22 protein-coding genes are annotated in these 22007 nt (G+C 61.7%); 9 read left to right on the top strand and 13 right to left on the bottom strand.

Going from position 1 to position 22007, the window contains the following annotated elements:
* Positions 1 to 140: 140 nt before the first annotated feature.
* The 7 genes from HW554_RS10110 to HW554_RS10140 form a co-directional block, all read right to left on the bottom strand.
* Positions 141 to 971, bottom strand: a complete 831-nt coding sequence (locus tag HW554_RS10110) for a DUF1206 domain-containing protein (protein WP_176908463.1) — start codon at positions 969 to 971, stop codon at positions 141 to 143.
* A 139-nt stretch (positions 972 to 1110) separates the two neighbouring features.
* Complete coding sequence (locus tag HW554_RS10115) at positions 1111 to 1686, bottom strand: DNA-binding protein (protein WP_176908464.1); 576 nt, start codon at positions 1684 to 1686, stop codon at positions 1111 to 1113.
* Positions 1687 to 1908: 222 nt separating this feature from the next.
* Positions 1909 to 2361 (bottom strand): BLUF domain-containing protein, encoded by a 453-nt coding sequence (locus tag HW554_RS10120; protein ID WP_176908465.1) that lies wholly within the window; start codon positions 2359 to 2361, stop codon positions 1909 to 1911.
* Positions 2362 to 2658: 297 nt separating this feature from the next.
* Positions 2659 to 2877, bottom strand: coding sequence for a CsbD family protein (locus tag HW554_RS10125; protein ID WP_176908466.1), 219 nt, complete (start codon positions 2875 to 2877; stop codon positions 2659 to 2661).
* Between the two features lie 76 nt (positions 2878 to 2953).
* Positions 2954 to 3670 carry a hypothetical protein gene (locus tag HW554_RS10130; protein WP_176908467.1) on the bottom strand — a complete coding sequence of 239 codons (717 nt, stop codon included), beginning with the start codon at positions 3668 to 3670 and terminating at the stop codon, positions 2954 to 2956.
* An 81-nt stretch (positions 3671 to 3751) separates the two neighbouring features.
* Positions 3752 to 4468 carry a hypothetical protein gene (locus HW554_RS10135; RefSeq protein ID WP_176908468.1) on the bottom strand — a complete coding sequence of 239 codons (717 nt, stop codon included), beginning with the start codon at positions 4466 to 4468 and terminating at the stop codon, positions 3752 to 3754.
* A gap of 65 nt (positions 4469 to 4533) precedes the next feature.
* A complete protein-coding gene (locus tag HW554_RS10140; protein ID WP_176908469.1) occupies positions 4534 to 5289 on the bottom strand; it encodes a hypothetical protein in 756 nt (251 codons plus the stop codon).
* Between the two features lie 172 nt (positions 5290 to 5461).
* Between HW554_RS10140 and HW554_RS10145 the strand changes: the two genes are divergently transcribed.
* Positions 5462 to 6997 carry a hypothetical protein gene (locus HW554_RS10145; protein WP_176908470.1) on the top strand — a complete coding sequence of 512 codons (1536 nt, stop codon included), beginning with the start codon at positions 5462 to 5464 and terminating at the stop codon, positions 6995 to 6997.
* Between the two features lie 147 nt (positions 6998 to 7144).
* Here the strand turns inward: HW554_RS10145 and HW554_RS10150 are convergent, their stop codons facing one another.
* Positions 7145 to 7465: an entericidin EcnAB gene (locus HW554_RS10150; RefSeq protein WP_176908471.1), complete on the bottom strand. Its 321-nt coding sequence runs from the start codon at positions 7463 to 7465 to the stop codon at positions 7145 to 7147.
* Positions 7466 to 7691: 226 nt separating this feature from the next.
* Between HW554_RS10150 and HW554_RS10155 the strand changes: the two genes are divergently transcribed.
* Complete coding sequence (locus tag HW554_RS10155; protein ID WP_176908472.1) at positions 7692 to 8093, top strand: DUF6799 domain-containing protein; 402 nt, start codon at positions 7692 to 7694, stop codon at positions 8091 to 8093.
* 18 nt (positions 8094 to 8111) lie between these two features.
* Here HW554_RS10155 and HW554_RS10160 read toward each other — a convergent pair whose 3' ends face one another.
* Complete coding sequence (locus tag HW554_RS10160) at positions 8112 to 10133, bottom strand: WG repeat-containing protein (RefSeq protein ID WP_176908473.1); 2022 nt, start codon at positions 10131 to 10133, stop codon at positions 8112 to 8114.
* A 160-nt stretch (positions 10134 to 10293) separates the two neighbouring features.
* Between HW554_RS10160 and HW554_RS10165 the strand changes: the two genes are divergently transcribed.
* Together HW554_RS10165 and HW554_RS10170 are read left to right on the top strand one after the other, a co-directional pair.
* The gene (locus tag HW554_RS10165; RefSeq protein WP_176908474.1) at positions 10294 to 10689 is read left to right on the top strand and encodes a hypothetical protein; all 396 of its coding nucleotides are present in this window, start codon (positions 10294 to 10296) and stop codon (positions 10687 to 10689) included.
* A gap of 92 nt (positions 10690 to 10781) precedes the next feature.
* On the top strand, positions 10782 to 11804 hold the full coding sequence (locus HW554_RS10170; protein ID WP_176908475.1) for a hypothetical protein: 1023 nt from the start codon (positions 10782 to 10784) through the stop codon (positions 11802 to 11804).
* A 90-nt stretch (positions 11805 to 11894) separates the two neighbouring features.
* Here the strand turns inward: HW554_RS10170 and HW554_RS10175 are convergent, their stop codons facing one another.
* On the bottom strand, positions 11895 to 12416 hold the full coding sequence (locus tag HW554_RS10175; RefSeq protein WP_176908476.1) for an RlpA-like double-psi beta-barrel domain-containing protein: 522 nt from the start codon (positions 12414 to 12416) through the stop codon (positions 11895 to 11897).
* A gap of 463 nt (positions 12417 to 12879) precedes the next feature.
* Between HW554_RS10175 and HW554_RS10180 the strand changes: the two genes are divergently transcribed.
* Positions 12880 to 14070 (top strand): SMP-30/gluconolactonase/LRE family protein, encoded by a 1191-nt coding sequence (locus tag HW554_RS10180; protein WP_176908477.1) that lies wholly within the window; start codon positions 12880 to 12882, stop codon positions 14068 to 14070.
* A 175-nt stretch (positions 14071 to 14245) separates the two neighbouring features.
* On the opposite strand, the gene HW554_RS10185 is transcribed toward HW554_RS10180, so the two are convergent.
* The gene (locus HW554_RS10185) at positions 14246 to 15451 is read right to left on the bottom strand and encodes a homogentisate 1,2-dioxygenase (RefSeq protein WP_176908478.1); all 1206 of its coding nucleotides are present in this window, start codon (positions 15449 to 15451) and stop codon (positions 14246 to 14248) included.
* Between the two features lie 172 nt (positions 15452 to 15623).
* Between HW554_RS10185 and HW554_RS10190 the strand changes: the two genes are divergently transcribed.
* Positions 15624 to 16604 (top strand): transglutaminase-like domain-containing protein, encoded by a 981-nt coding sequence (locus HW554_RS10190; protein WP_176908479.1) that lies wholly within the window; start codon positions 15624 to 15626, stop codon positions 16602 to 16604.
* A 33-nt stretch (positions 16605 to 16637) separates the two neighbouring features.
* On the opposite strand, the gene HW554_RS10195 is transcribed toward HW554_RS10190, so the two are convergent.
* A complete protein-coding gene (locus HW554_RS10195; protein WP_176908480.1) occupies positions 16638 to 18320 on the bottom strand; it encodes a S41 family peptidase in 1683 nt (560 codons plus the stop codon).
* Positions 18321 to 18722: 402 nt separating this feature from the next.
* On the opposite strand from HW554_RS10195, the gene ruvX reads away from it, so the two are divergent.
* Together ruvX and def are read left to right on the top strand one after the other, a co-directional pair.
* Positions 18723 to 19133, top strand: a complete 411-nt coding sequence (ruvX, locus tag HW554_RS10200; protein ID WP_176908481.1) for a Holliday junction resolvase RuvX — start codon at positions 18723 to 18725, stop codon at positions 19131 to 19133.
* The gene (gene def / locus HW554_RS10205; protein WP_176908482.1) at positions 19130 to 19735 is read left to right on the top strand and encodes a peptide deformylase; all 606 of its coding nucleotides are present in this window, start codon (positions 19130 to 19132) and stop codon (positions 19733 to 19735) included. Before ruvX ends, def begins: the two co-directional genes overlap by 4 nt.
* A 133-nt stretch (positions 19736 to 19868) precedes the next feature.
* Here def and HW554_RS10210 read toward each other — a convergent pair whose 3' ends face one another.
* The gene (locus tag HW554_RS10210; RefSeq protein WP_176908483.1) at positions 19869 to 21284 is read right to left on the bottom strand and encodes a hypothetical protein; all 1416 of its coding nucleotides are present in this window, start codon (positions 21282 to 21284) and stop codon (positions 19869 to 19871) included.
* Between the two features lie 247 nt (positions 21285 to 21531).
* Between HW554_RS10210 and HW554_RS10215 the strand changes: the two genes are divergently transcribed.
* Complete coding sequence (locus tag HW554_RS10215) at positions 21532 to 21987, top strand: ribosome-binding factor A (RefSeq protein ID WP_176908484.1); 456 nt, start codon at positions 21532 to 21534, stop codon at positions 21985 to 21987.
* The last annotated feature ends 20 nt before the right edge of the window (positions 21988 to 22007 follow it).

Consider the following 22007-nt stretch of genomic DNA (forward strand, 5'->3'; position numbering starts at 1 on the left):
CTGAGCTTGTCGAAGCATCTCTACCGCTTCGTTGTAATCATCGAGCGAAGCGGTAGAGATGCTTCGACAAGCTCAGCTTGACGGCCGTTTGACTTGCTGACTGGCTAAACAGGTTATTCACCTTTACCTGAAAACCGACCTTATACCTTCAGGACCGGGTATTTGGCCTGTACCAGCATGTGAAGGCCGTAAGCCATCAGGCCCAGGGCCACTATGCCCAGCACTACCGGCCCCATGCTGGCCAACAGGTCGAACGCCTCATCGGTGCTGCCGACGGCAGTGGCACGCGACTGTTGGCCGGCCTGAATGAAGAAGTAGCCGATGATGCCCAGTACAATGCCCCGGGCCGTGTAGCCTATCTGCCCGAGCCGGTACACGGTGTTCTGCTGGCCGCCCGGAATGTTGCTGCTCTGCACATGCTTGTGGAACTTGCCGGAATAAGCCTGGTAAAACTGGTAGAAACCAACGCCGATAGTGACTGCGCCTACCAGCATAATGATCCAGTCGCCGCCGGGCCAGGCCAGCACCCGGGCCGTGAGGGTTTGCTGGGTGTTGCCGCTGCTGTCGGCCGAGCCGCTCAGGGCCAGCTTGGCGGCGTACCATGCCAGGCTGGTGTATAGCAGGCCGCTTGCCGCGTAGCCCAGGCGCCGCGCAATACCGGCACTATCACTGCCTTTATCTTCGGTGTCGCGCACTGCCTGCACCACCCGCCACACAATGTAAGCCAGCAGGCCCAGCGCAATCAAACCCAGCAGTATTGGGCCGCCAGGCAGGCTCTGCAGCGTCTGAACGGCCTGTTTCTTGTCGGCCGTCTGGCCTTCCTGCTGTCCGGTGGCCGCCAGCAGCGCCAGCAGGCCCATCAGCCCATAAACGGTGCCTTTAGCGGCGAATCCCACGCGAGCCAGCGTCCGCAGTCCCCCCGACGGGGCGTTGGTAGGCAGCGTGTTTGAAAGCGTATCGGAAAGTGTCATAAGTTAGCTGCTTGCTGAGGTTGAAACGTCCTTGGTGCCGTTGCCGGAGCAGAAGGAACCATAAAGCCTGCCGGGCGCAGGGCAGCCGGGCAAACCGGCAGCCTGTGTCCGGCTACCCGACCTCTTACGGTAGGAAACGCTAAAAGGTGGCCCGGCGGCTGTTGTTCAGCAGGCCATCGGGCCGGTATATGCGCACATCCGGGTGGGCCAGGGCTGCGTTGCCTGGTATATCGAGCGTGAGCAGGGGCTTACCACGCACCATGGTGTCAGCCATCAGCTGCGCCAGGTTGCCGCCGGGGTCCATATAAGGAATGAAAAAATCGTCGGCCATATCGGCCAGCAGCAGGTTGCGGATGGTAGCCGTTTCCAGGCTTACAGCACTCACCTCGGGCTCGAAGGGCGTGATGAACAGCAAATAGCCACGCTTCAAATCGGCTTCGTGCTCAAAAGCCGTGTTTGGCTGAATGCCCCGCCCCAGCACGTACAGGATGGGCTGTTCGGACCCCTGGCGCAGAAAATGATAAACCGTCTGCTCCAGCCGCGAATGAAACCCCGATGCAATGCACCGCTGCTGCTGCCGCTGCTCCATGGCCCAGCGGTAGGTGTCGCGCTCAATGGCTGCCGGGTAAGCGCGAGAACATAGAAACACCGTTTTGGGCAATGCCAGCAGGGCCGGGCTACCAAGGGTGCGCAGTTCTTCCGGCAGCGTCAGCATGTAAAGAAATTTAACCTTTTGTTATTGATAAAGTTAAATAAAATATTGATAAAATCACTATAAGCAAAATAAATAAGCTGTCTATTGGCCACTACCGCAGCTTACCAAATTTCGAAGCTTTTTAGAAAACCGAGAAAACGTCATGCTCCGTCTGGCGTCTGCGGAGTTGAAGCATGACGTTCCGGTTGGTTCCGGACGCTTCCTAAACAGCTTCTTCGCGTGTTAGGAGGCTGCCGCGCTATCCGTATCAGGCGAGGATGGGGCGCCGAATACAGCATCACGCATCAGATTGATTACCAACGCATCCGACATGCTAAGCGACGCTGGATTCTGACTTACCTCACTCGGTAGGAGGAAGCCTTCGAGATGGGCAAAACCGACCTCATCTAAGGGATGAAAGGCCATCGACCATTCCGCAAAGCTGCGCTGCGTAATGGTCTTATGAATCATCTTAACCACGTTAATATGCCGCGTATCGCTGCTTATTTCTTCGTAGAGTGGCTCCACTACATCCGCCTCTCCCTCCAGAATCTGAGCGATATGCCTATTACTGTAAAACAACATTCCAGTAATGCCACGAGCGGTATTGTAATGCCGGTATTTGTCAAGCATAGCCCGTAATTCAAGATCATCAATATCCTGCGCGGCTACGCTAATATAAACAAGATGGATCATGGGTACGGAGCCAATAGAGGCATGACTTTTTACGTGTCGCTTACAGATGGGTTCAGCAATCAGGACTTACGCACGTGGGCTGTAGTGTGGTTGGATATGCAAGCGCCCAGCCCGTTTTACGAAGGTCTTACAACTGTAGACACCTTTTATTTAACCTACAAAGCTGAGTCCCGCACGTTACTGCGCTCCGGCAAGCCACGCTGTAGCTTTCGTTGCATGTTAGGCCTGGGCACACGCACAACCGCCCGATACTCTTGAGAAGTATCGGGCGGCGTGAAGTAATGCTATTGGGTGAGGCTAGAACGTGCGCTGGAACCAGTGCTTGATGTCATCCATCGTTTCGCCGGTTTTCTGCTGCAGGTTGCCAAGCCATTCGTCCTGCTTGCCTTCCTCGTAGTCGAGGTCGTCATCGGTGAGGTTGCCCCACTTCTGCTTGGTCTGGCCTTTGATTTCGTTCCAGTTACCGCGGGCGCGCAGTTCCGTATTGTCGTCGATACCGTTGTTATTGAGGTCCATGATACTACCAGTTAGGGTGGAATATACCCGCTTTACGCACCAGCCTGCGGTAAGGTTGAACCCCCGGGCGCGATTACTAAAAATGGGTGGTCGAGCTGAGTAAAATAACAAACAAAACGCTCGTAAGAACGACCAGCGTTCCGGCACCCAGCCCCAAGCCTGCGGCAGCCTTGCCCAGCTTGCGGCTCTGGGCCTGCCGGCGGTAGCCGTCGTAATAGGCCGGGTCGTTGAGCAGGTCGGGCTGGGGAGCATCCAGGTTATAGCGTTTGGGCGGTGTGAGGGCTATTGCGCCGCCCACAATCGGCCCGCCATAAAAGGTGGCTACCGTAGCGCCAAACGTCCCCCAGAACACGCCCTTGTCGGGCTTATAGTATTTCCTGCTGTCCTGGCGGCCCAGCGCGGTGCGCTGCGCCGTGCTCAGGCCTACCAGGCTGGTGCCGGGTGCCGGCGCCGAAGTTGCCCGCAGCACTTCCCGCGTACCATTGGCAAACCGAACCATGAATACGTCGGCGGCGGCCAGTTGCAGCGTATCGGCAGCCGTGGCTCGGCCCAGCGAGTCGGTGGCGGGTGGCAGGGGCAGGTAGCGCACCAGCTGGGGCGTAATGCGCAGCACCCGGGCCGGCAGCTCGTCGCCGTTGGTGCGCACAATAACGTCGGTGGCAGCGCCTGTGGCCAGCGGCACTATCGGCGCGGCCGCCGAGTCGGTCACGGCGGCCGGGGTCTGTTGGGCCTGGCTCTGGCCGGTTCCCAACAGGGCGGTTACAGTGAGCAGGGAAAAGAGTAGAGTACGCATGGTTTTTTTAAATGAAATCGTAGGGTCTGTACTACCTGTGCGCCGCTATGGCACTGTTCTGGATCTTGTTCAGGGGTAGCTTTAATACATATTCAGAAAGCTGCCACTAAGCATTGTGCTGCTGACTACTGCGAGTACAAGCATGAGGCTTGCCGCGCCGAGCCCAACGCCCAGAACGGCTTTGCCTGCTTTTCGGCTTTTAGCCTGCCGGTAATAACCCTTATAATAGTCCGGGTCTTGGAGCAGAACCGGAGCGGGCGCTTTCAGGCCAAAGTGCGACGGCGAGCTGAAGGCCACCGCGCTACCCACCACCAACCCGGCGGGTCCGGCGGCGGCCGTGCTGGCAAAGGTGCCCCAGAACACGCCTTTTGCGGGCTGGTAGTAGCGGCGACTGTCCTGTTGGCCTAACTCGTAACGTTGCGCCGCGCTTAAACCCACCAGCGAGGAAACTTCGGAGGCAAAACCCTTCGCCGACCGAAACAGCCCTCTGGTACCATTGGCGTAGCGAATCATGAATACGTCGGCAACGGCCAGCTGCAGCGTATCGGGCGCAATGGGAGGCGCACCGGTGGCGGGCAGTGGCAGGTAGCGCACTACCTGTGGCGTAACGCCCAACACCCGGGCCGGCAGCTCGTCGCCGTTGATGCGCACAATAACATCGGTGGCAGTACCCAGGGCAGGGGGCACGGCCTGTACTGCGGCCGAATCGGCTACGGCGGCCGGGGGCTGCTGGGCCTGGGCCCGGCTGGCTCCCAGCAAGGTCATGGCAGTCAGCAGCAGGCAGAATAAGGTGCGCATGGCCTCCGCAGATAAGAAAATATGAGAAACGAAAAATATGAGAAACGATGAAAACGCCCGCGCCCTTAGCGGCGGCGGTAGTTGAAGCCCAGCAGCAGGCTGAACCGTACGCCGCCGTTGCCGGGCACCACGGCTAAGTTCACCGGAAAATTAACGTCTTCTACCTTAAATGAAGTGCCGATAGCCAGGGCAATGTTGGCGCCGGCCGGCGTTATGTTCGGCCCCAGGCCGAACTCGAAGCCCTTGGGCCCACGGATACCAACCAGCGCGTTCAGGCTCGGGATAAATTTGCCCTGTTCCAGCCCGCCAATCAGCGGTACCACCTCAACCAACCCCGACAGGCCCGAGGAAAGCCGGAAGATGCGCGTTTCGAACTGCCAGCCGAACTGCGTAAGAAAGGGGTTGAGGCTAAAATCCTTGCGGGCCTTATCGGCCGCTCCACCCGTGAGCACCGTGAAGCCAATGCGCGGCCCACTGAGGTTGACGGTCGGGTCAATCAAGAGCTCGTCGCCGGGTACGGCGGGGCCGGTGTAGGGCGGGGCAGCCGGGGGCGCGGCCGGCTGCTGCCGCGCCCCGCCGGGCGTGCCAAACACCTCCTTGGTACCATTGGCGTAGCGAATCATGAAAACGTCGGTTTTGCGCACCGTAATCAGCGGTCCGTCGGGGTTATCGGTGCGGCGGTAGGTTACGCCGGTGGGCGAAATCTCCAGCACTTTCACGGCAATTTCTTCGCCCGATTGCTTGGTGAGCATGTCCTGGGCCTGCGCGGCGAAGGCTGAAACCAGCAGCAGGAGCAGTAAGCTGAGTAAACGTGGGAGCATGGCAGTAGGGCTTAGGGTGAAATTCTCCGGAAAGATGCCAATTCATCCACGCTTAGTTGCAACCAGGATGTTCTATATTTAGACCCGCTGCGCAACTTTATTTGAAGAGAATATACTTGCAAATCAGTGAATTACACTAATATATTCAGACTTTATAATACCCCGCCCGCTCATGGACGACCTGCGCACCACGCTTGCCACCTTCTCGCCCGACGACCACAAGGAGTTTCGGCAGTTCATTCAGCGCCAGCGCCGCAAGCAAAACGGCCGCATGGATGTGCGCCTCTACGAGCTGCTGACCCAGTCGCGCGAGCATACCACCCCCGAGCTGCTGGCCCGCCTTTACCCCGACGAACCTAACGCCGTAGCCTACTATGCCCTGCGCAAGCGGCTGCTGCGCCACCTGCTCGATTTTCTGCTGCTGCGCCAGCACCAGCAGGACCCCACGGCGGCCGCTTCGGTGCGTGGGCTGCTCACGCTGGCCCAGTACCTGTTCGAGGCCGGCATCGATCGGCTGGCCTGGAGTACGCTGCACAAGGCCGAAAAGCTGGCCCGCACCAACGAGCAGTACGAGCAGCTGAATGCCGTGTACAACCTGCAGATTGCCCGCGCCCACAGCCCCCACGCCGACCCGCTCGACGACATCATCCGGCAGCGCAACCTCAACAAAAAGGACGCCGACGAGGAGGAACGGGCCAACATTGCCGACAGCCTCATCCGGCAGCGCCTGCGCCAGGCCCGCATAAAGGGCCGGGCCGCCGAGTCGTTTGACGAGATTCTGCAGCAGGTGCTGCGCGAGTATGATTTGCAGGAAGCCTTTGCCCGCCGGCCCGCGCTGCTGCTGCGGCTCATGTCCATCACCCGCGCGGCCATGCTCGTGCGCCGCGACTACGCCTCGTTTGCGCCCTTCGTGATGCGCTGCTACCAGCTGATGGAGAAGCGCCACGGCTTCCGGCCGGCCCATCGCGAGGCCCAGCTGGGGCTGCTGCTGATGATTGCCCACGCCCTGTACCGCACCCGCCGCTTCACCGAATCGGTGGAGTACCTGGAGCGGCTGCGGGTGCTGCTGGAGGCCGGCCCGCGCCTGCTGAGGGCGTCTATGTGGCCGCGCTACACCTTTTTGCTGGCCGCCAACTACGCCTTTCTGCGCCGCAACTCCGAGAGCATCTGCCTGCTCGAACAGGTATTACGCCTGCCGCTTAGCCCCCGTGAAGAGCTGACGGCCCGCCTGGGCCTGGGCTTCCATTACTTTGCCGAAGGCCTGTTTCAGAAAGCCAACCAGACGCTGCAGGCCATCGGGCGCACCGACCACTACTGCGAGCAGGAAATGGGCGTCGAATGGGTTATCAACCGCGGTATGGGCGAAATGCTGATTCAGTTCGAGCTGGGCAACCCCGACCTGGCCCACAACCGCCTGCGGGCCATCGAGCGGCTGCTGAAGGAGCGGTTCGGGGCTGGTGGCGGCGGCTACGCGGCTGTACTGCACTACCTGCAGCTGGTAGGCGAGCTTATCGACGACCCGGCCACCGCCCGCTGCCCCGCCTTCGCCGAGCGCCTGCTCCACATTCCCTCGTTCGTGTCGGTAGAGCAGGAAGATTTGCAGGCCCTGAGCTTCTTTAGCTGGCTTCGCTCGCAGGCCACGGGCCAGCCCTACTACAGCGTGCTGCTGGAGCTGGCCAACGCCCCCGAACCAGAAGTCCGGGCATAGGCACCGGCCATACTGCGCCAAGCAAAAGGACCTTGTTTAGCTGAAACGGCCGTAAAACGACTCGTCTCAGCTAAACAAGGTCCTTAGTTTTGCACAAACCGGGCAGGCAGATTGCCCTGCACTGCCGGCCAGGCGGTGCGCGCGCTACTAGTTGGTGCGGGTAGCGGCGTTGATTTCGGCTTTGGCGTCGCCGGCGGCGGCATCTATTTTGTTGTCGGCTTTTTCGGCAGCAGCTTTGGTTTCGGCAGCGGCTTTTTCGGCGGCGGCTTCGGTGTTAGCGGCAGCATTCTCGGCCGTGGCTTCCACTACCTGACCAGCGTTTTCGAGAGCGTCGTCGGTTGCTACGGCGGCGTTTTCTGCGGCAGCTTCGGTGTTGGCTTCGGCATTCTCCTGGCTCTGCTCGGTGCAGGAAGCAGCGGAGAACGTAACGGCAGCGGCAACGAAGAGGGTTTTGAACAGGGTTTTCATCGGAATAGAAATCAAAAGAGAAGAAATGGATACCGACAGCCTGTCGGACAGGGATTTATAAGCGCAACCGGAAAAAGTAACCCGTTTCTAAAAGAATTTTGTCGGACTCGCTGTGTTGCGCTGTCTGGGTCGTTGCGTCGGGGCCGCTTCGCCCCGCCCCTTTCAACTCCGGCCCGGCCCTGCCGTATGGTAGTGCCCCGGCCCTTCATCGTTCCATTACCAGTTTATGCGTTTCTGCCTGCTCCTGCTCGCCTGCTTTCTACTCCTGACTAACCAGGCGGCCGCACAAGCCAACGACGGTTTCCAGCGACGCGACGGCACCATGTTCGTCGTGCGCAACGGCGAAGTCAGGCCCATGCCCCGCGACGTGCAGCTGCCCAACGGCCGCCGCATTACGCGCGACGGTTGGGTGGTGGAGCGCGACGGCCGCCGTACCGAGCTGGGCGACGGCCAGGGTTGCACCATGCTCGGCGAGGCCGCCCGCACCGAATCTGATAGCCGCGGCCGCCTGGTGCTGCACAGCCCCGCCACCATGCAGGCCGGGCAGGCGCGCACCCGCTCCGGGTTCTGGCAGGATAAAAAGCGGAAAGGCAAAGGCAAGCAAAAGCGCAAGCGCGACGACGACTAGCCCGGCCCTACGCCGGCCCTACTTATCTACTTCCTGCCCTTTGCGGTCGATAAAAAAGGTGCGGCCGTTCTGTCGCACCTGCGCCCGGCCCTGGTCGTCGAAGTCGGTGGCGCTGGCGTAGCGGCCGAACGGGGCGCTGCCGGCGGTGGTGTCGGCCAGGTAGTCGGGGCCGATGAAGGTGAAGTAGCCGCCCGTTTTCACGCGGGCCAGCTGCTGGTCGAAGGTGTAGGCTTCCTGAAAGATGACGGGCGCGGCGGGCTCCTCGGGACCCTGAATGTAGTGCCAGCCCTGGGCGGTGAGCACGGCCGCGTAACCCTCCGAGAAGTCGCGGGCGGCGTAGTAAAATGCACTGAGCTCCTCGCCGTCTTCGTTCAGGAACGTGTACAGCCCGCCGGCCCGGGCGCGGGCGTAGCCGTCGGCGTAGGGGTACAGGGCATCGTAGGCGGGCTTGATGACTTCCGTTCCGTCGGCGGCCACAAACCCGGATACGCCTTCCTGCTCCACCACCGCCCGCCCCTCCCGAAACTCGCCGATGCGGGCGTAGCGGGCGGGCAGCAGCGTGTCGCCGTTTGGCAGCAGCAGCCCGTACTGCCCGTACTGCTCGAATGGCACCGGCTCTTCGGGGCCGCAGCGGGTTACGCCCAGGGCCAGAAGGAGGGCCGCGCCACCGGCCAGCGCCACGTAGCCGGTGCGGGGTGGCAGGTCCGCCAGCCGCTCCCCAATAGTAGCCCGGCCCTGCGCCAGCAACTGTTTCCAGTCGACGGCCTGTGCCCGGGCCCAATAGCCGGCCCAGGTACCCGATTGGCCGGGTGGGGGCGGCGTTGTGGCAACGGGTGGCGGCAGGTGCGTCGTGGGGGCATGTGCCCCGCCAGCCGTTGTTGGCCAGGGCGCCCCCAGGGCAGGGCTGGCAGCCGTAGCTCCGGCCGGGGCCGGGGCCAGCTGGCTGATGAGTTGTTCGAGCTGCCCGATTTTCTGGCCCAGCTCTTGGTTGCGGGCTTCCAGGTCGGAGCGGTGGCGGTCAATGGAGGCTTCCAGCGCCTGTTTCTCCTGCCGTTCGGCGCTCAGGCGGGCGGCCAGTTGTGGCGCGTCGGGGGCAACCGGGGCCGCCTGCTGCTGCTGCTGCAACTCTGTCATGCGTTGCTCGCGGGCAGTTTCGCGCGCTTCTAGGGCGCTTAGCTGCTGCTGCACGTCCTGCTGCATCTGCTGGCGCAGGGCCTCCAGCTCCTGTTTTTCCTGGTAGTGCGCGTCGATGTCGATTTCGTAGCCGGTTGAGGTGCGGTCGAGTTCGGCCACATCTTCGGCCCCCAGCCAGCGCCACAGCTGCCCGGCCCACTTGCCCAGCTGCTCGCTGGGGCCAGCCGGCTCCGTTTCCGATACTCCGTAAGCCACCGGCGGCCCGGTCTGCTCAGTTCCTTCGGCTGGCACGGCGCCGCCAGCCAGCCCTTCCACGCCTGTAAGCAGGGCGGCTATCTGCTCGAAATCGGTGGGTGTGAGGTCGATTTCGGGCGAGGCCAGCTGGGTCAGGCGGCGCGTAAACCGGCTTGGGTCGGGCAGCAGATGAAAAGTGGAGGCGGCCGGCACGGCCCCCATACGGGCCTCTACGGTGGGCCCGAACTGCACGGGCGCGCTGAACAGTACCAGCCCGGTGATGAAATGCAGGTTGGCTGCTTCGGCTGGCAGATGCGGCCCCAGCAGCGCCGCCAGCGCGCTTCGCTGCCGCTCGAAACGGGCAAAAGGGTTATCGGCCTCGTCGGTTTCGGGAGCCGGCAGCTCCAGCAGCGTGCCGTCGAGGTACCAGGGCCCGGTGCGCAGGTCGGGCAGCTCCAGCTCGCCGCCAGCAGGCAGCAGCTGCACAATAGTAAGGCTGCGGGGGCGCAGTAGCAGCGCATCAATAGGCGCTTCGCCGGCCGGCAGCGGTACTTGGCCCAGTAGCAGCGAGGGGGGCGCTCCGGCTTCGGCTGCCAGGGCGGCGGCTATGGCCTCGAACTGCTGCTGACGAATAGACGAGAAAAACGGGGAGGATTGGTACTGATGCAGCATGAACGGGCGGTGTGGCCGCAACTTTCCGACCCAGATAGGCCGGCGCAAAGGTAGGGTACGCACGCCGCCGCCGGCCAGATGCGCCAACTTTTCGGGCTGCGGGCAAGTATAGCCGGGTAGTTGACCTGTCTCGATTTCTTCCGCTTTTCTGTCTTCTCCTATGGATTCCACCGCCTCCACTCCTGCCAACCAGCCCGTTCCTTCCGTACCGCTCACCGTTACCGACGAACAGAACTCGGCCCTGCTCACCGATACACTTAGCCTGCTCGGCACGAAGTCGCCCGATCCTAAGCAGGCGCTGGCCGAAATTGAACGCTGGGTTGAAGTGCTGAAAGCAACTGAGCGCACCGGCCTGGCCAAAGTAACGCAAGAGCTGCAACTGGTGCATAAGCAGCTGTCTTCGTCAGATACCGACACCCACGACCTGGCCGAAACCCTGGCTTCGCTGGGCATCGAAACCAGCAAAGTGGCCGAAGAAACCTCCAACGACTATGCCACGCCGCTTGCTCAACTCGGCAAGACCCTGATGAAGCTCGGCTCGCAGCTGTCAAAATAAAAACTCCTTCGCCTTCTGGCAAACTGTGCCCGAGGATGAAGGAGTTCGAGCAGCAGCCGACGTAACTTTGCGTCTCTGCTTGCTGCTTATCCATGTCCGAATCTGCTCCTTCCGCCGCCGACCTCACGCTCTACGACCCCTTCGATGGCATGCGCTTCGGGCCGGGGGCATGCTTTCTGTGCGGAACCCCCACCACGCCGCCTCAGGATACGGTTCCGGTTTTCGCCGACTGGCTCATGGACCGCTACCAGCTGCGCGAGCGGCCCATCAAGCTGCTCGACCTGCGCATTGTTACCTATCAGGAGCTGCGCATTGCGTGCTGTGCCCGTTGCCGCACGCGGCACGTCGAGCCGCTGGAGGCGCATGTGGAGGCCGTAAGCCGGCAGGGTGTGCGTGGGTTTCGCGAACTCGATGAGCAGACGCTGTTTCTGTGGCTGGGCAAGATGTTCTACGGCATTCTGGTAACCGAGCTCATCAACCAGCAAAACCCGCTGGCCATGCCGCAGTACCCGCTGGCCGAAAATGCCCAGATGCTGCGCCGTTTCCAGGCGTTCTTCCAGCCGCTGCAGGCCCTGCGCGTGCCCATGAGCTACGACGATTTCGTGCCGGCTTCCCTGTTCGTGCTCGAAACCGAGGCCACCCACGACGAGCTGCCCTTCGAGTACGACGACGACCTGAGTACGCTGACGTTCAGCATCAAGCTAGATGAAGCCGTGCTGATAGCCTGTCTGGTCGATAACGGCATCATCGGGCAGGCCATGCGGCGCGTAGATGCCGATGCGCGTCGGCCGTTACACCCGGTGCAGGTGGCCGAGTTCAAGGCCCGCGTATACTACGCCGCCTACCTGCTCAATGTGGTGCCCGATTATTTCGCCCGCGCCCTGAAGCCGGGCGACCGGGAGGTGATAATAGATTCGTTTATCGACGACGTGACCGGGACCATTTTCAACCCCTGGGACAACAGCGCCTACGCCCAGTCGTTGCTGGAAATGTGGAAGCGCTGGCAGATTCCGCTGGAGCGTATTGTGGCCGACCCCAGCCGCCCGCTAAGCTACCTCTACGACGCGCATGATCAACCCCGGCAGCTGCCAGCGTATCCGGTAGCGGACGAGTAGTAAGCGAGAAGGGAAGGAGAACGTCGTTTGGCCGAAGCCATCGGCAACGGCTTCGAAGGCCCGAAACCAAGTGTCGTTGAGTGCTGACGGCTAACCCGCCTGCCAGGCCGACTCGGGGGCATATTTGCGGAGCTGGATGCCAGTCCAGCGGCCTTCGAGGCCGTTTTTACACTCTTTTTCGTTCACCAGCACATCCACGCAGTGGCGGTAGCGGCGGTTCATGGTGTCATGGATGATGTAGACGCCGTCGAGGCCATTGGCAAGGCCGGTAACGCGCACTTTTTCGCCGAACTTAAATGGCCCGCCCCACTTGCTCAGCAGGTCGCGGGACACGGCCAGCCAGCGCGTTTTGCTGGAGTGGCGCTCGGGGATGATGGAGCCATCGGCGGTTTCCATCGGGTGGTCGTCGGTCTGGCCCACTTCGGGCCAGTAGGTGGTAGCCGTAACTTTGTACGACAGCATTTCGGGAGCCTTTTTAACAGGCAGCACCGGTAGCGACACGGCTACCGGACGGGGGGTCAGGGTGGCAACGGTGGAGGGCAGGGCCAACGCCGTTGAGGAAACAGTACGGGGGGGGAAGAGGAAAGTCAGCAGCAGTAACGCAATAGACATGGCAATTGGGTCAGTGAACTCTCGCTTAGCCTGGAGAGGGTAGGCAGCCGGCCCGACTCGGCAAAAGGGCAAAAACGCTTTTTTTGAAAAAATTAGCGTTTTCTTTTTCTATGGTCACGGTCGAAAGACCGAATGCAGTCAATAGAAGGTGAAAACCGATGTAAATTGATATAATTCGATGATTGAATTGTATTAAGTACACCGTTTCTATTTGGAGGGGCCAAAGGTAAGGCATTTTTTCAATATGGCCATAAACAGGCGTTTCTGGCCCGTCCGCAGGCATATGGCGTGCGGAGCTTCATCCAACGGGCGGGAGCCTGACCTCGGATAATGGAACGCGCATACGGCGCGCATGGCATCAGGGTTGCCCCAGGCCACCGAACCCGGTGTGGCAGGCCGCGTATGGTATGCAGCCGACCACTGTTGTTGTAGCCGGTGCCCTTTCCGGCCAACCCGCGTTTTTATGCTCTCCAACTCGTTTTTTGCACCTGCCCGCGCCACCGCCTTCCTGGCGTTGGGTTGCCTGAGCGCCTGCTCCACACCTTCCTCCGACCCTACGGCAGGCACTAGCTCCGCCCGCGCTGCCGACTCGCTGGGCACAGCCGCGCCAACAGCTCCGACCGATTCGCCGCTGCAGATAGTGGCGCAGTTCCGGGAGCCGCAAATTGTAGGCGTAGCCGTGCTACCCGATGGTCGGGTGTTCGGCGACTTCCCGCGCTGGGACAACAACCCGGTGGCCCCGGTGGCCGAAATCGGACCCGGCAATACGCTGACGCCCTACCCCGATGCTGAGTGGTGCAAGTGGGACGAAACGGTGCGCAACGAACCCCAGAAACACTGGATCTGCCCCCAAAGCGTGTACGCCGACCCCAGCGGTATGCTGTGGGTGCTCGACCCGGCCTCGCCCGGCATCAAGGGCACGGTGGCCGGCGGCCCCAAGCTGGTTAAAATCGACCCGGCCACCGATAAAGTGGTGCAGAACATTGCCATCCCCGCCAACGTGGCCCCCGGCAACTCCTACCTCAACGATGTGCGCGTCGACCCCGCGGCCCAGTACGCCTACATCACCGAGTCGGGTATTGGCAGCTTAGTGGTTATCGACCTGAAAACCGGGAAGTCGCGGCAACTGCTGGCGCGCCATAAATCCATGCTCGGCGACACCACACTCAATATCAAGGCCGATGGCAAGCTGCTCGTGGACCCCAGCGGCAGGCAGGGCCAGTTCAACGCCGATGGCATTGCCCTGAGCCATGACCGCCAATACCTGTACTGGAAGCCCCTGACCAGCTACGCGCTCTACCGAATCAAAACCGAAGCCCTGCGCAACCCGGCCCTCACGGAGGCGCAGCTAATCGCCCAAATCGAAGACCTGGGCAAAGTGCCCGCCTCCGACGGTATGACTCTCGATGCCCAGAACAACCTTTACCTCACGGCTTTCGAAGACCACTCTATTAAGCGGCGCACGCCCGCCGGCAAAATCGAAACCGTGGTGCAGGACCCGCGCCTGGAGTGGCCCGATACCTTCGCCTTTTCCGCCGACGGCCGCACGCTCTACGTCGCCAATTCGGCCATCCACAAAACGGCCACCTGGAATAAGGGCGTCGGCCAGCAGGACCAGCCTTACCATATTTTTAAAATGGCAATCGGGAAGTAAACCGCATCGGCGGTTGAGAGAAACAGAACGGCGTAGGGGCCGGGCTTGTCCCCGCCCGCCATTGAACAGAGACGCTGAACGGCCGATTTAGCCGGAGTATCCGCTCTATTGGCGGGCGGGAACAAGCCCCGCCCCTACGCCGTTCTGCGCAACCTGAGGTACTCGTTCAGGCCGCCTAATCCATCATATCGGCTGCCTTGGGCGGGTTGTGGGCCTCGGGCCGCCAACTGAGCGGGTAGCCTTCGTCCTCGTAGGCCAGAGCAACTTCAGTTAAATAAAGCGGCCGGAAGGTGTCGAGCATAACAGCCAGCTCATGGGTTTCTTTTTTGCCGATGCTGGCCTCCACGGTACCGGGGTGCGGCCCGTGCGGGATGCCGCTGGGATGCCAGGTGAACGAGGCCAGATCCACCCCGCGGCGCGACATGAAATTGCCGGCCACGTAGTACAGCACCTCGTCGGAATCGACGTTGGAGTGGTTGTAGGGGGCCGGAATGGCCAGCGGGTGGTAGTCGAACAGCCGCGGCACGAAGGAGCAGATGACGTAGTTGTTGCCCTCGAACTGCTGGTGCACCGGTGGCGGCTGATGAATGCGGCCGGTAATGGGCTCGAAATCGTGGATACTGGTGGCGTAGGGGTAGAAATAGCCGTCCCAGCCCACCACATCAAACGGCGAGTTGCCGTAGAAAAGCGAGTGCAGCAATCCGTCCTTCTGCACCCGCACCTCGTACTCGCCCGACTCACGCACGTCGTCTTCAATCAACTCCGAAGGCCCTCGGAAGTCCCGCTCGCAATAAGGCGCGTGCTCCAGCAGCTGCCCGAAGTGGTTGCGGTAGCGCCGGCAGGTCTCCACCGGGCTGAACGACTCGATGATGAGCAGGCGCACCGGCCCCTCTTCGAAGTGCATCTGATGGATGATGGTACGCGGAATCACGATGTAGTCGCCGGGCTCGAAGGCGAGCTTGCCTAGCTGGCTCCACAGCTCGCCCCGGCCCTCATGCACGAAAATTACCTCGTCGGCCAGCGCGTTTTTGTAGTAGTAATCCATGCGCTTCTCCGTCGGATTGCAGACGCTCATGGTCACGTCGGAGTTGCCGAGCAGGGTCTGGCGGGCTTCGAGGTAGTCGCCGCCGGTGCTGGTTTGGGCCAGCGTGCGCAGGTGGGCCGGGGCCAGCGGCCGGTCTTTGAGCAGCTTGGGTGCAAACGGACGGGCCGCCCCTACCCGCCGGATTTCGGTGGGCGCGTGGCGGTGGTAGAGCAGCGACGACACGCCGTGGAACCCCAGCGTACCCACCAGCTGCTCGTGGTAGAGCGAGCCGTCGGGTTGCCGGAACTGGGTGTGTCGCTTGCGCGGAATCTGGCCTAAACGCTGATAAAAGGGCATAACAAACGAACCTTTCGGGTGGGAAATACCGGTCGGTGAAGGTACAAAGTTTATCAGTTGCTAGGCCTGGGCTGCCAGTTGCGAAGCTGAACGTCATGCAGAGCGAAGCGAACAATGACGTTCAGCTTCGCAACTGGCAACCAAATACCTTTGTCGGCGCTTTACCACTTATATGCTCTCATTCTTGCTGCCGCTGCTGCCGCTGCTGGCCCTGCTTGCCCCCGCTGATTCGGCATCGGCGCCTCGTAGCCGCACCTTTCGCTTCGACTATACGGCTACCGTGCCTGCTGCCCCGGCTGGTACCAAGGCCGTGGAGCTATGGCTGCCCGTGCCCCACGATGATGCTTCGCAGCAGGTGCGCCAGCTGCGCATAACGGCGCCGGTTGCCTACGATATCCAGACCGGCGAATATGGCAACCGCATCCTGCACCTGCGGGCCACGGGGGCCGAACTCAAGGGGTTTGAGGTGAAAATGAGCCTGGAAGCCACCCGCCAGGAGCACCTAAGCCTGAGCCAGGCCGCCGGCCCGCGCCCCACTTCCGAAGCACCCGACCCCAACCTGGCCCGCTGGCTGGCTCCCGACAACCTGGTACCGCTCGACCCCAAAATCCGCCTCTGGGCTACGGAAGTTGTAGCGAAAGCCGGCGCGAAAACCGACCTCGAAAAGGCCCGCGCCATTTACGAGCACGTCGTTAGCACCGTTAGCTACGATAAAACCGGCCAGGGCTGGGGCCGGGGCGACATCTACTACGCCTGCGATGCCCGCCGCGGCAACTGCACCGACTTCCACGCCGTGTTCATTGGCTACTGCCGGGCGCTGGGTATCCCGGCCCGCTTCAGCATTGGTTTTCCGCTGCCGGCCGAGCGCGGTGCGGCCGAAATAAAGGGCTACCACTGCTGGGCCGAGTTCTTCACAGCCGAAACCGGCTGGGTGCCCATCGATGCTTCCGAAGCCGCCAAAAACCCTGCCCGCCGCAACTACTTCTTTGGCGCCCACGACGAAAACCGCCTCGAATTTAGCCGGGGCCGCGACTTGGTCCTGACTCCGCGCCAGAAGGATCAGGCGCTCAATTACTTCATCTACCCCTACGCCGAAGCCGATGGACAGCCATTAGCTGGCGTAAGCCACCGCTTCCGCTTTCAGGATAAGTAAGGTCTGCAGTTGTCAGCACCAACCACTAAAATCCTACTGCCCGGCCAGCCCGAGCAGGGCTGTGTTGCCGGGCTCACGAATGGCGTTCAGGGCCTGCCGCATCTCGGTGTCGTCTTGGTTGAGGACGCGGAAGTAGGCGGGCTTGCCGTAGGCGTTGCGGGCAATGTAGGCCTTGAGCTGGGTGCGCAACAGCGGGGCGCAGCGGCGCAGTCCAGCCGCGTCGGCGGGGAGGCCATTTTGCATGGCGCGCGTAGCCAGCAGCTGCAGCTGCACGTCGCTGATGCGGAATTGCTCGCCGAACTGCTCGAAGCGCAGCGCCTCCAGCTCAGCTTTATGGTCTTGGTAGTAGCTGAGGGCGAATTCGCGCACCAGGTTCAGGCTTTGCAGCTTTAGGTAGTAGCCCGATTGCGCCGAGGTATCACGCGACACGAACAGGTCGGGCATGATACCGCCGCCGCCGTACACCATCCGGCCCCGGGCCGTGCGGTAGCGCAGCGAATCGGCGAAGTGGATGCTGTCGGCGTGGAAATACTCGCCGTTGCGGGCTCGCTTCTGCAGTTCCTGTTCGTACTCGGCCAGCCCGCGGCCGTACGATTTCTGAATGCTGCGGCCCGATGGCGTGTAGTAGCGGGCAATGGTCAGGCGCAGCTCCGAACCATCGTTGAGGGTGATGGGCTGCTGCACCAGGCCTTTGCCGAACGTGCGGCGGCCCACCAGCAGGGCCCGGTCGTGGTCCTGCAGGGCACCGGCCAGCACTTCGGAGGCCGAGGCGCTGCCTTCATCTACCAGCACTACCAGCGCACCATCTTCAAACTCGCCGGCCACCCGCGAATAGGTCTGGGTGTCGTACTGGTCGCCCTTGCCTTCGGTATACACAATTTTCTTGGTGCCCCCGATGAACTCATCGGCAATTTTGGTGGCCCGGTCGAGGTAGCCGCCGGGGTTGCCGCGCAAATCGAGCACGAGCCGCGTAAGGCCCTGGCGGCGCAAATCGCCCAAAGCAGCTTTAAACTCGTCGTAAGTACCGCTGGCGAAGCGGCTGATTTTCAGGTAGCCCGTCTCGTTGTCCACCATGTAAGCCACATCGACCGACGAATTGGGGATGCGGTTGCGCATAACGGCCACGGTGATGGCGCGGGGCAGGCCCCGGCGTAGCAGCCGCAGCTGCACCCGGCTGCCACGCGGGCCGCGCAGCTTGTCGAACAAATCCTGGGTGGTGAAGTGCACCCCTGATACGGCCTGCCCGTCTACGGCCAGAATCCGGTCGCCGGGCTGCAGACCGGCCTGTTCGGCGGGGCCTTCGCTCAGCGGCGCCACAACCGTTACCGTGTCGCGGAACAGGTTAAACTCGACACCGATACCATCGTAATCGCTCTGCAGAAAAGAAGAAGCCTGCTGCTGCTGCTTGGCCGGAATGAACACTGAATGCGGGTCGAGGCGCTCCAGCATGCGGGTAATGGCGTAATCCGACAGCTCTTCGGCATTCACCGAGTCCACGTAGTCGCGGTCGATGTAGCTGAGGATTTCCTTGAACTTGAGGTAGCCGCGGGCCGTCAGGTCGGGGTTCTGGCTGGAAGGTCGGAAGGGGTTGGCCCCAATCAGCACGCCACAGGCCAGTACCAGGCCCAGCAGCCAGGGCTGGCGCACTTGCCACCGCCAATTGCGGGTTCCGGGCTCCGAATTGGGCCGAGGTAGCTGCTTTGGCTGAAAGGTCATAAAGCGCTAAGCGAGTATAAGTTCAGTCAATAAACGGGCAATAGGTATGGAACGGTTCTTCAAACATATTGAAACTTTTCAAAGAATCCGGCGCATTACATAGTGGTATATCAATTTTCGAATAAGTGTCCAATATTTTATAATATTAAGTCAATAAACAGGGCTTTTTAGTTGTTTTATCCTAACAAAGAGCTATGCCAATCCCTATTCAATACAAAGGTTTTTCTATAATTATAGAACGATTCAATTTTTCGCTCAACTGCAGCTTTTGCTCGTCCGACGGCGGCGTGGAGGCCGTGGCCAACAACCAACTTCGGCCGGATGATTCGGGCGGACTGTCGTACCTTTGCGGAGCGGTGGCCGCTGGTTGGCGGCCCCGCGCTACACTCTTTTTTTGATGCAATGGGGCGCGTGATGGCCATTGATTACGGGCACAAACGCGTGGGACTGGCCGTTACCGACCCGCTCCAGCTGATTGCCACGCCCCTGACCACCATCCATAGCCAGGAGCTGCTGGTCTACCTGAAAGCCTACCACGAGCGTGAGCCGCTGGCGGCGCTGGTGGTTGGAATGCCCCGCACCCTCGGCAACGAGCCCACCGATGCCACCAGTGCCGTAGTGGGCCTGATCCGGCGGCTTCGCAAGGAGTTCCCGCAGGTGCCGGTGCACGAAATCGACGAGCGGTTTACCTCGCGCATGGCCCACGCGGCCATGCTGGCCGGCGGGCTGGGTAAAAAGGACCGCCGCGACAAGGCCACCGTCGATAAGGTGGCGGCCACCATTATCCTTCAATCTTACCTCGAATCCCGATGATTTTCCCCATTGTTGCCTTCGGCGACCCGGTACTGAAAACCCTCGCCAAACCCCTGCCCGCCAACTTTCCGGCGGCCGAACTCGACCTGCTGATTGCCAACATGTACGAAACCATGTACCACGCCCACGGCGTGGGCCTGGCGGCCCCGCAGGTGGGCAAAGGCATCCGCCTGTTCGTTATCGACTCGGCGCCCATGCTCGACGAGGACGAGGAAGGCAACCCGATTGTGGACGAGCCCACAGCGGCTCCCGTCAAGCGCGTCTTCATCAACCCCGAAATGCTGAGCGAAACCGGCGAGCCGTGGGGTTTCGAAGAGGGCTGCCTGAGCATTCCCGGCATCCGCGAGCGGGTGATGCGCTGCCCGGTTATCCGGATGCGCTACGAGGACGAGCAGCGCCAGGTACACGAAGAAACCTTCTCGGGCCTCACTGCCCGCGTTATTCAGCACGAGTACGACCACCTGGAGGGGGTGCTGTTCACCGATTACACCAAGGGCCTGCGCAAGCAGCTACTCAAGGGAAAGCTCGCCCGCATCAGCAAGGGCGACGTGGATGCCGACTACCGGATGCGCTTCGCCGCCCCGGCCGGTAGCCGGCGGTAGTTGGGTGTGAAGTATAACCGCCTGTCATCCTGAGCGCAGCGAAGGACCTGGAAAGAAGCTGACTTCCTAAGAACAATAGCTTCTTTCCAGGTCCTTCGCTGCGCTCAGGATGACAAGAAATTGTACCGACTAGCTACTTCCCCAGCCGGTATACACCTTTGGTGTTGGTGGGCTGGTAGCGGCCGAACAGGTGCGGGAGCTTGTAGCGGAGCTCGGGTAGCAGGTTGCGCTGGTCGATGAGATACTGGGGCGGGTTGGGGCCGAGGCTGCGGGCGAGCCGGAACACGGCCGCGTACTCATCGAGGTGGCCAAAATCGACCTGCGCCAGCCGCCAGTCGAGGTAGGGCGAAGCGAGGCGGTTGTGCACGTAAGGTCGCAGGCTGGGGCCGAGCACCAATAGGCGCTGGCCCTGCAGGAAGTTGGTGCGCGGGTCGGGCTGCACGGCGTAGCGGGCTTCGAGCGGCAGCTGCAGGGCGTCGTCGAGGAAGAAAACCGCCCGGTAGCGCACCAGCAGCACGGCGCCTACCAGCACCAGCAGCCCCACCTCGGGCACCCAGGCCCGTGCGGTTTTCTGCCACAGATACAGGCTGAAATAGGCCACCGGCGGCAGCAGCAGCGCCGCCGTGCCGGGCGCCACGCCGCGGCCGGCTAAGGCCATGGCGGCTGCCACCAGTACCCACACCAGCATCAACTGCCGAAATTTTACCTGAAACACGAGGCCCGGCGGCCCCAGCAGGCTGCGCACCAGCCCCAGCGCCAGCACCACTCCCGGCAGCGCCAGCAGCCGCAACTGCACGGGCAGCGGCAGCCCATCGGTGCCGGCCACCAGGCCGCTAACGGTGGGCTGCAGATGAAACTGTATAAAACCTGGCAGTGAGCCGGTATAGAGAAAGAACGAGGCCACTACCGCGTACGGGAACAGGAAACCGCACACGAGCAGCAGAAAGCTGCGGAACGAGTTGGCCGCGAAAATGATAACGGCAAATAGGCCCAGCAGCAGAAATAGCGCCAGCGGCAGATAGCACAGTGCCGCCGCGCCAATAAGGAAGCCGGCCCGGAACAGGCGGCGGTTATCGTAGCCCTCGCGCGAGGTGGGCAGCAGGGCGCTGAAGCCGGCAATGAGAAACGTATGGCCCAGCAGCAGGGGCGAGAAAATGTCGAGGTCGGTAGTTGCCGAACCCACCAGCAGGTACACCAGCGCCGCCAGGTAGCCGCGCTCGGGCAGCACATCGGCGCGGTTGAGCACGAAATTGAAGCGGATGGCCTGAAACGTGAGCAGCGCCAGTGCCAGCAACCGGTACAGCCACAGCGTCCGGCTGCTCAGCAACTCCAGCAGCCCGGCCAGCGCAGCAGCCAGCGGTGCAGTGCTGTCGTACAGGTCGCGGTAGAGGCGCACGCCTTCGCCCAGCCGCTCGCCCACCAGCATGGCGCGCAGCTCGATGGGCATCAGGGGCAGGCCCCACCAGAGCAGCGGCAGCCGCAGTGCCAGAGCAAGCAGCAGCAACAGCAGCAGGCGGGTAAGCAGGGTGCTTTTAAAAAACGTAAGCAAAGGTCAGGGAGGTGAAGATCCAGGGAACTACGGGACTGGGGCTGGGTAGTGGGCAAAGATACTGTCATCCTGAGCGCAGCGAAGGACCTTATCAGGGAAGCAATATCATGATGACAACTCTATCCAGCGTTACAAGGTCCTTCGCTGCGCTCAGGATGACAGTATCTTTGCCCGTTGCCCCCCTCAACCTTTTAGCCGCCCGGGTCTCCAATCCTCTAGGCCCCAATTCGTACCTTTGCCTATTCTTATGGAAAGCAAACGACAACAAAAAGTAGCCAGCCTGCTTCAGCAGGAGCTGGCGGCCGTATTTCAGCGCGACCTGCCCCACCTGTTTCCAGGCCTGCCGCCGGGCATCAACCTGGTGCGCGTATCGCCCGACTTGGGCGTGGCCCGGGTATACCTGAGCGTGCTCAGCATTGGTAGCGCGGCCGACAAGGCCAACCAGGGCGAGGCGCAGATGGTGCTGGTGAAGGACAACGGCAAGCCCATCCGGCAGGCGCTGGCCAAGCGCATCCGGCGCCAGCTGCGCATTGTGCCCGAGCTGGTATTTTTCCTCGACGACTCGGCCGCTTATGCTGCCCAGATGGACCGCGTGTTCGGCGACCTGGAAATTCCGGCTGCCCCCACCGAGCCCACCCCCGCCGAAAGCACCGATGCGGCTACCAGCATTGGTAAGCGCCCGCGCCTGTTTGGGGGCGAGTAACCGAACAAAATACCGCCTGT

The organism is Hymenobacter lapidiphilus (assembly GCF_013377885.1).
GTDB lineage: Bacteria > Bacteroidota > Bacteroidia > Cytophagales > Hymenobacteraceae > Hymenobacter > Hymenobacter lapidiphilus.

Coding starts and splice junctions, on each gene's coding strand:
- HW554_RS10110 (WP_176908463.1), bottom strand. CDS start 971: ATGACACTTTCCGATACGCTTTCAAACACGCTGCCTACCAACGCCCCG.
- HW554_RS10115 (WP_176908464.1), bottom strand. CDS start 1,686: ATGCTGACGCTGCCGGAAGAACTGCGCACCCTTGGTAGCCCGGCCCTG.
- HW554_RS10120 (WP_176908465.1), bottom strand. CDS start 2,361: ATGATCCATCTTGTTTATATTAGCGTAGCCGCGCAGGATATTGATGAT.
- HW554_RS10125 (WP_176908466.1), bottom strand. CDS start 2,877: ATGGACCTCAATAACAACGGTATCGACGACAATACGGAACTGCGCGCC.
- HW554_RS10130 (WP_176908467.1), bottom strand. CDS start 3,670: ATGCGTACTCTACTCTTTTCCCTGCTCACTGTAACCGCCCTGTTGGGA.
- HW554_RS10135 (WP_176908468.1), bottom strand. CDS start 4,468: ATGCGCACCTTATTCTGCCTGCTGCTGACTGCCATGACCTTGCTGGGA.
- HW554_RS10140 (WP_176908469.1), bottom strand. CDS start 5,289: ATGCTCCCACGTTTACTCAGCTTACTGCTCCTGCTGCTGGTTTCAGCC.
- HW554_RS10145 (WP_176908470.1), top strand. CDS start 5,462: ATGGACGACCTGCGCACCACGCTTGCCACCTTCTCGCCCGACGACCAC.
- HW554_RS10150 (WP_176908471.1), bottom strand. CDS start 7,465: ATGAAAACCCTGTTCAAAACCCTCTTCGTTGCCGCTGCCGTTACGTTC.
- HW554_RS10155 (WP_176908472.1), top strand. CDS start 7,692: ATGCGTTTCTGCCTGCTCCTGCTCGCCTGCTTTCTACTCCTGACTAAC.
- HW554_RS10160 (WP_176908473.1), bottom strand. CDS start 10,133: ATGCTGCATCAGTACCAATCCTCCCCGTTTTTCTCGTCTATTCGTCAG.
- HW554_RS10165 (WP_176908474.1), top strand. CDS start 10,294: ATGGATTCCACCGCCTCCACTCCTGCCAACCAGCCCGTTCCTTCCGTA.
- HW554_RS10170 (WP_176908475.1), top strand. CDS start 10,782: ATGTCCGAATCTGCTCCTTCCGCCGCCGACCTCACGCTCTACGACCCC.
- HW554_RS10175 (WP_176908476.1), bottom strand. CDS start 12,416: ATGTCTATTGCGTTACTGCTGCTGACTTTCCTCTTCCCCCCCCGTACT.
- HW554_RS10180 (WP_176908477.1), top strand. CDS start 12,880: ATGCTCTCCAACTCGTTTTTTGCACCTGCCCGCGCCACCGCCTTCCTG.
- HW554_RS10185 (WP_176908478.1), bottom strand. CDS start 15,451: ATGCCCTTTTATCAGCGTTTAGGCCAGATTCCGCGCAAGCGACACACC.
- HW554_RS10190 (WP_176908479.1), top strand. CDS start 15,624: ATGCTCTCATTCTTGCTGCCGCTGCTGCCGCTGCTGGCCCTGCTTGCC.
- HW554_RS10195 (WP_176908480.1), bottom strand. CDS start 18,320: ATGACCTTTCAGCCAAAGCAGCTACCTCGGCCCAATTCGGAGCCCGGA.
- ruvX (WP_176908481.1), top strand. CDS start 18,723: ATGGGGCGCGTGATGGCCATTGATTACGGGCACAAACGCGTGGGACTG.
- def (WP_176908482.1), top strand. CDS start 19,130: ATGATTTTCCCCATTGTTGCCTTCGGCGACCCGGTACTGAAAACCCTC.
- HW554_RS10215 (WP_176908484.1), top strand. CDS start 21,532: ATGGAAAGCAAACGACAACAAAAAGTAGCCAGCCTGCTTCAGCAGGAG.